Below are 7,315 nucleotides of genomic sequence, written 5' to 3' on the forward strand. Positions count from 1 at the left end.
AAATCAATTGGTATCTGAATTCCCGGCCACTTAAATGTCTTAACTGGCGCACACCAATCGAGATCTTCCTGCTTAATTTACGTCATTAAATTCGTTCAAGTTATTTCTTGCAATCTGCCTTTCATAAAACTCCCTACTAAAATAATTCCGCTCAATATTTTAGCATGGTATCTTTTGTCCGAGGAAGGGACAAAAAGGATGATTTGTAGTGAGAAATAGTGCTGGATATATTAACTTTATCAGCTATTATTAAGTAAAAGAGCAAATTACAAAGCTGGGAATTAAAGATGGAAAATAAGAAATCGTTTAAAAACATCATTGTCACCGGGGGCTGTGGCTTCATCGGCTCCAATTTTGTGCACTACTTGGTCAAGTACCATCCCGAAGTGGAGCACATCACGGTCCTGGACAAATTGACCTACGCCGGGAACCCCGCCAACATCGCGGGCTTGCCGAAAGAGCGGGTTAAATTGGTTGTTGGCGATATCTGTGACCAGGAGCTGGTCGAACGGTTGGTGGGGGATGCCGACGCCGTGGTGAATTATGCTGCCGAGAGTCACAACGACAACTCCCTGATCGATCCGACACCCTTTATCAAGACCAACATCGAGGGGACCTTCACCCTTATTCAGGCCTGCCAGAAATACGGCGTTCGCTACCACCACATTTCTACCGACGAGGTTTATGGCGATCTGCCGCTGCGCGAAGATCTGCCGGGGCACGGCGAGGGGCCGGGTGAAAAGTTCACACCGGACTCGCCATACCGACCGTCGAGCCCGTATTCTTCGTCGAAGGCCAGCTCTGATCTGCTCGTTCGGGCCTGGGTGCGGTCGTTTGGCTTGCGGGCCACGATTTCAAACTGTTCGAACAACTACGGGCCGTACCAGCACATCGAGAAATTCATCCCGCGGCAAATTACCAATATCTTGAGTGGCATCCAGCCGAAGCTCTATGGTTCCGGCAAGAACGTCCGCGATTGGATCCACACCAACGACCACTCCCGCGCCGTTTGGGATATTCTGACTAGGGGCAGAATCGGTGAAACCTATCTGATCGGGGCCAACGGTGAAAAGAACAACAAGGAAGTCCTCGAATTAATTCTGGAGCTGATGGGTCAGCCCAAGGACGCCTACGATCACGTCAAGGATCGTCCGGGCCACGATCTGCGCTACGCCATCGACGCGACCAAACTGCGGACAGAATTAGGCTGTGAGCCGGAGTTCACCGACTTTCGGGCCGGCCTGCAGCACACAATTGACTGGTACACTCAGCATCGCGATTGGTGGGAAGCCGAGAAGGCTGCGGTGGAAGCCAAGTACGCTGAGCACGGGCAATGATAAAAATTAACTAGCTACTTGAATCTGAGTAGCTAGTTTTTTATTGCACAAACCGTGCTGCTCCAGCATCAAGTTGCTTAATTTGGTGCAAATTTACGATTCTGAAAACTGAAAAACGCTTTTTGTCGTTGGATATAATTTGCTTTATAAAAACAATGCTTTATTAATAATTATAAATAACGAATAATGAATGATTTTTAATTAATCATTTGATAATAAATGCTGAAAAATCGGTGAATAAAAATTGCCGTTTTGAGGAAAACTAAAGTGACATTAAGTTCATTCTAATCTTTGAATGAACAGAACGCACTCTACTGTTAAACAAAGCGCAAGGATAACGGCTTGCCTGAAAAAATATTTTAGAATGAAATCAAAGAGAAGTATTGACTTATAAAACGATAAGGCCCTATTATATAGGCGTTCAAAATAGTCTCCCATTAAATTTTAAATAAGCCAGAGACTACCATTAAAAAATAAGAGGCGAAAGAAAAATGGTAAGAAAAGAAGATCACGAAGAAAAATACAGTAAAGTTAAAATGTATAAGACTCACCAAGGTTGGGTGAGCTGCTTAACGCGCTTCTTTGCGATTTTCAATTTATCTAAAACCGTGACTGCCGATCCCGACGAGTTAGATGAAAACCCGCTTGCCGACGATGTGCATTCTTATCTTAAAGGACTCGGGGTTATGACGGCGATGATGGGGATCGGGACAGTGGCCGGCACTCTGGAGCCAACCGCAGTCCATGCGGCAACTGACACTGTTGATCCGAACGCACCGCGCACATTGGGGACGACTAGCACATCACAAGTTGAAAGTAATGCTAATTCAACGAGTAATTCCAACAATTCAACCAGCACGTCGCAGCTCAACAGCACGACGACCACAAGCAGTTCAGTTAGTTCCACCTCGGTCTCAACTAGCCAAGCATCAGAAAGCATGGTTAGTGGTTCAACGACGAAAAACGTCTACATGGGTAGTCTAGCTACTAACGAGACAACTCAAACTGAAACTAGCGCTGACACTACACCAGCTGTTTTTGCATTTGCTGCGACTACTGGTGCAACTAGCAATACAAGCATTGCAGACGTTGTTCCAACCAATAAATGGCAAACTTCAACCATTTATTCGGGTTCTACTCAAGGGGTTGCCGGTGGGTATGACTGGGCTACCGTTCAAGTTGTCAGTCCATGGCTCTATAATGTCAAAAAAGGTGACATCTATACTGTTCAAGTAGGTGATTCTACTAAACTCAATTACGATACCAAAGCCTTTACAACAAAAGATTTCGACGTTGAAAATCTCGGCTCTGGAGCTTATAGGTTAACAGCTAAAAACAATTATCCTAAAGCCTTTTTTGCTATTAAGACTGGTATAATGCCAAAAGAAATTGTTAAGGCAAACAAAACGATTGATGTTCCAATCACTGTTACTCATAGTGGAAATACTACCAATTTATCAACCGCAATGACATTGTTGCCACCAAGCAAAGCTAGTTATGAAACAACGCACCCCTTCTTAAAGTATGTCTGTTTTGGCAAGGATACCACTACTGGCAAGATTAAGTGGGGGATCTACATTAACTACAATAAAGCTGATCTGACTGACTTTAACTTTAATGCTACATTCCCTAATCAAACTGTTGACAAATCAAGTATTATTGTAAAGGATGTTCCTGATGATGAGATTACTGACGCTGATGGTAATCCTTTAGATGCTACTAATCATACCTACCCAGACAAAGACTATGATTATTTGGTTTCAGCATACTTTCAGAGTCATACAACTGACCACGCCATTAGTATTAATAAGCCAGGTGCCTTTACATTTAATGGTGTCGATAAATCAAAGCAGCCAATGTATGTATACTTCACTACTACTCCCACTGACTCTAGCGCTAATGCAAGTTCAACCGCAACACTGTCAGGCAAGGGTGGTCGCAAAGAAGTTAAAGCTGTAGAGCAAGATAAATCTAGTAATGAGGGTGAATCCGGTCATTCAATGAGCGAAAGTCAGTCAACCTCAAAAAGCATTGTGCAGAGCCAGTCAATCTCAGAGTCGATTAAGCGTTCGGAATCAACGAGCAGCTCAACTAGTGCAAGTATTTCGGGGAGTACAAGCACTTTGCAGAGTACTTCATTAAGCGTGAGTGGGTCGCAAAGCACTTCATCAAGTATGAGTACGTCATTTAGTACGAGTGCATCAACCAGCTTGAGTACATCGTTAAGTGTAAGTGGGTCGCACAGTACTTCAACAAGCACCAGCACTTCACTTAGTACATCCCTGAGTACGTCATTAAGTACCAGTGCTTCAACAAGCTTTAGCACTTCGTCAAGCGTAAGTAGTTCGCAGAGTGCTTCAACAAGCACGAGCACTTCACTGAGCACATCATTAAGTACCAGTGTTTCAACCAGCCTTAGCACTTCGCTAAGCGTAAGTAGTTCACAGAGTGCTTCAACCAGTACGAGCACTTCGCTGAGTACGAGTACATCATTAAGCACTAGTACTTCATTTAGTACGAGCACTTCACTTAGTACTAGTGTGTCTCTGAGTACGTCATTAAGTACCAGCGTTTCAACCAGCCTTAGCACTTCGCTAAGCGTAAGTAGTTCACAGAGTGCTTCAACCAGTACGAGCACATCGCTGAGTACAAGTGCATCATTAAGCGCAAGCACTTCACTTAGTACTAGTGCGTCTCTGAGTACATCGTTAAGTACCAGCGTTTCAACAAGCTTTAGCACTTCGTCAAGCGTAAGCAGTTCACAAAGTATTTCAACCAGTACGAGCGCTTCATTGAGTACTAGTGCGTCCCTGAGTACGTCATTAAGTACTAGCGTTTCAACAAGCCTTAGCACTTCGCTAAGCGTAAGTAGTTCGCAGAGCACTTCAACAAGTACAAGCACATCAGTAAGTACCAGCGTTTCAACAAGCCTTAGCACCTCGTCAAGTGTAAGTAGTTCGCAGAGCGCTTCAACAAGTATGAGCACTTCACTGAGTATGAGTACGTCATTGAGCACCAGCACTTCGCTTAGTACCAGCGAATCGTTAAGCTTATCACTCAGCACCAGTGAATCCCTTAGTGCTTCAAATTCGCAAAGTCAATCAATGTCAGAAAGTAGTAGTGCATCTACGTCGATGAGCTTGTCAAACAGTGTTTCGAGCTCAATCAGTACTTCCCGGAGCGAGTCGCTGTTGAAGAGCAATTCGTTGAGTGCATCTGCATCATTCAGTGGTTCTGAAAGCCAATCGGTATCTAACAGTAGTTCCATGAGTGCTTCGCTATCGGATAGTGGCAGTGCATTAACATCAACGAGTTTGTCGACCAGTACCTCATTTTCGATTAGTAAATCTCAAAGCCAGCCGGAATCAAAGAGCAGCTCCTTGAGTACTTCAAAGTCTGGTAGTGGCAGTACTTCGCTGTCGACGAGTGATTCCGGCAGTAAGTCGCTTTCAACCAGTGCTTCTAAGAGTCAGCCGGCTTCAACGAGTAGTTCTCAAAGCGGATCTTTGTCGACGAGCACCAGTGCTTCACTGCCAACGAGTACGTCAATTAGTGTTTCCGAGAGTCAACCAGTATCGGAGAGTAACTCCTTGAGTACTTCAAAGTCTGGTAGTAGCAGTACTTCAATGTCGACGAGTGACTCTGGCAGTATTTCGACCTCAATCAGCAATTCTGGAAGTCAATCGGGATCAAAGAGCAATTCACTGAGTACTTCAATGCCAACAAGCGGTAGTATTTCAACGTCAGCGAGTGAATTTGGTAGTAAATCATTTTCAACTAGTGCATCTAAGAGTCAACCAACCTCAAAGAGCAGCTCTCAAAGCGGATCTTTGTCAACAAGCGACAGTGTTTCGTTGCCAACGAGTACGTCAAGCAGCGTTTCGTACTCCAATAGCGCTTCCGAAAGCCAACCAGGATCGAAGAGCAACTCCTTGAGTACTTCAATGTCTGATAACGGTAGCGTTTCAACGTCGATGAGTGGCTCCGGTAGTGCTTCACTTTCAACCAGCGATTCGGGGAGCCGGCCGGGATCAACGAGCAGCTCGCAGAGTCAGTTTCTGTCGGCAAGCGACAGTACCTCGTTACCGATGAGTACGTCGGCTAGTGGCTCGCTTTCGACCAGTGAGTCGGCGGATAGTTCTCAAAGTATTTCGGAGTCCGAAAGTGGCAGCATTTCGATGCCTGCAAGTGCATCGATCAGTACAACCCACTCAACCGACACTTCTGTAAGTCAGCTGACATCGGAGAGCGATTGGCAAAGCACGAGTGCGTCCCTGCCGACGAGCAATTCTTTGAGCGTTTCAACATTAACCAGTAGCTCACGGTCAATTGAAAACTCTCAAAGTGAGTTGACAAGTGCAACATCATTGTCGTCAACGAGTGTTTCCGTAGCAAATTCACTTGGCACTTCTACGTCAGCTGAGCGTTCGCTTTCGGCTGGCCAGAATAAGTTGCCACAAACTGGGAATCGTTCCCAAAGTTTGTCAGCCTTTGCATTAGGTGCGCTTGCTCTTGATGCGCTGTTAGCTTTCCTGCCATTTGGGAAGAAGCGGTACCAAGATGGTGAATGATTAGTAAGACGCACTAAATTTTGCAGCATTAAGAGTAGGCAAATCGTTCTACTAAAATAAGCGGCGTTAGATGAAATTTTTGAGTTTCGTCTAACGTCGCTTTTTGGAATATTAAAGTTTCTGGATGGGGTGTTATTAATTCAATTTAATTTGAAAAACCGAGAAATAAAATGCTAAGCGACTAGCTACTTAAATTAACACTTTGGGCTGCTGGTCTTCTTTCTTCCATAAAATTGCTTGAATCTCATTGATAATTATAAGAAAATTCATAAAAGAAACGAAACAGCTTAATAAGGTATAGCTATTCGCGATTTTTGAAGTTTTTAAGAACTAATTGTGAAGAACTTTTCGAGCAATCACGCGATAAGTGATTAAATTTATGGAAATGAACAGCACTACTATTTTTGCAGTGTTTTAGAATGAAAACATTTTCGCTCAAGCATTTGAATAAAGAAAGCGCCACCTTGCGGCAGAAAAACGTGCAAAAACGTCTCTTTTGTAAACTAATGTTTTAAATTGAAATAAAGTTGAGTATAAACGTTGACTTATAAAACGATAACGATTTATTATATAGGCAACAAAATTAGCCTTCCTACAAAATACATAAAATTGCGAATTTGAATATCTACTGATAAGGGAAAGGCTACTGCAAGAGGTGAGATAAAATGACAAGAAAAGAAGATCACGAAGAAAAGTACAGTAAGGTTAAAATGTATAAGACTCATCAGGGCTGGGTGAGCTGTCTGACGCGCTTCTTTAGTATCTTGCATTTTTCAAAAAAGGTAGAAACGAAGGGCGACTCATACGCTGATCCAGATGAATTGGACGGCCGTTTTTCAGATACAGTTGATTCCTACCTAAAGGGCCTTGGTTTGCGAGAGTGTCAAGAAGTTTGTGTAAATTAGAAAGCCTTAGCGTATGATTTAGATGAATTAATGAAACATCGCGTCTAAAGTATCACGACAAGTTTTGAAGCCGCGGTGAGAGCGATTTTCAAACTTATCATTGTAGTCCATCACTTGCGTGACAAAGAATCGGTCTAAAGCTGCTTCGTTAGGGAATTGTTCCTTTTTGTGAAGTCGTTTTTTGACCTGCTTGTTAAATGATTCGATTAGATTCGTCGAATAAATAGTATTACGAATAGCTGGCGGAAAATCATAAAAGGTAAACAAATCCTGATAATTCTGAATTTTGATCAGCTGACGGTGGTATTTTTGATCCCACTTCGCAACAAAGTTGCTTAAGTCCGCTTGGGCGGCTTCTAACGTAGCTGCTTGACGAATCATTTTAAAGTCTGTCATAATCTCCCGACGATCATGCTTACGAACATGCCCCATTAAATTACGAGCAACATGAACCCAACAGCGTTGAAACTTTGCCTGGGGGAAATTACTAAAAATAGCATTT

5 protein-coding genes and 1 pseudogene are annotated in these 7,315 nt (G+C 43.4%); 4 read left to right on the forward strand and 2 right to left on the reverse strand.

The genetic code is table 11. From position 1 onward, the window contains the following. The first annotated feature begins 287 nt into the window (after positions 1 to 287). Entirely contained in the window at positions 288 to 1,337 is a 1,050-nt protein-coding gene (gene rfbB, locus OCT58_RS09605) for a dTDP-glucose 4,6-dehydratase (protein WP_267202620.1), read from the forward strand. Between the two features lie 491 nt (positions 1,338 to 1,828). Further along, positions 1,829 to 2,041: pseudogene (locus OCT58_RS10490) on the forward strand (serine-rich glycoprotein adhesin); the annotation flags it as partial. Between the two features lie 1,307 nt (positions 2,042 to 3,348). Here the strand turns inward: OCT58_RS10490 and OCT58_RS10410 are convergent. Further along, a complete protein-coding gene (locus OCT58_RS10410; RefSeq protein WP_305069140.1) occupies positions 3,349 to 4,401 on the reverse strand; it encodes a hypothetical protein in 1,053 nt (350 codons plus the stop codon). 316 nt (positions 4,402 to 4,717) lie between these two features. Here OCT58_RS10410 and OCT58_RS10415 point away from each other — a divergent pair, with 316 nt between their 5' ends. Together OCT58_RS10415 and OCT58_RS09615 are read left to right on the forward strand one after the other, a co-directional pair. After that, positions 4,718 to 5,908, forward strand: coding sequence for a serine-rich family protein (locus OCT58_RS10415; RefSeq protein ID WP_305069141.1), 1,191 nt, complete (start codon positions 4,718 to 4,720; stop codon positions 5,906 to 5,908). 665 nt (positions 5,909 to 6,573) lie between these two features. Further along, a complete protein-coding gene (locus tag OCT58_RS09615) occupies positions 6,574 to 6,813 on the forward strand; it encodes a serine-rich glycoprotein adhesin (RefSeq protein WP_267202621.1) in 240 nt (79 codons plus the stop codon). A 27-nt stretch (positions 6,814 to 6,840) separates the two neighbouring features. Here OCT58_RS09615 and OCT58_RS09620 read toward each other — a convergent pair. Next, on the reverse strand, positions 6,841 to 7,315 hold a 475-nt coding region (locus tag OCT58_RS09620), incomplete at its 5' end, for a transposase (RefSeq protein WP_267202622.1).

It is taken from the genome of Limosilactobacillus kribbianus (genome assembly GCF_026413145.1).
GTDB lineage: Bacteria > Bacillota > Bacilli > Lactobacillales > Lactobacillaceae > Limosilactobacillus > Limosilactobacillus kribbianus.

Bases quoted from the DNA above. Each gene is read 5' to 3' on its own strand.
- rfbB (WP_267202620.1), top strand. From the start codon at position 288: ATGGAAAATAAGAAATCGTTTAAAAACATCATTGTCACCGGGGGCTGT.
- OCT58_RS09615 (WP_267202621.1), top strand. From the start codon at position 6,574: ATGACAAGAAAAGAAGATCACGAAGAAAAGTACAGTAAGGTTAAAATG.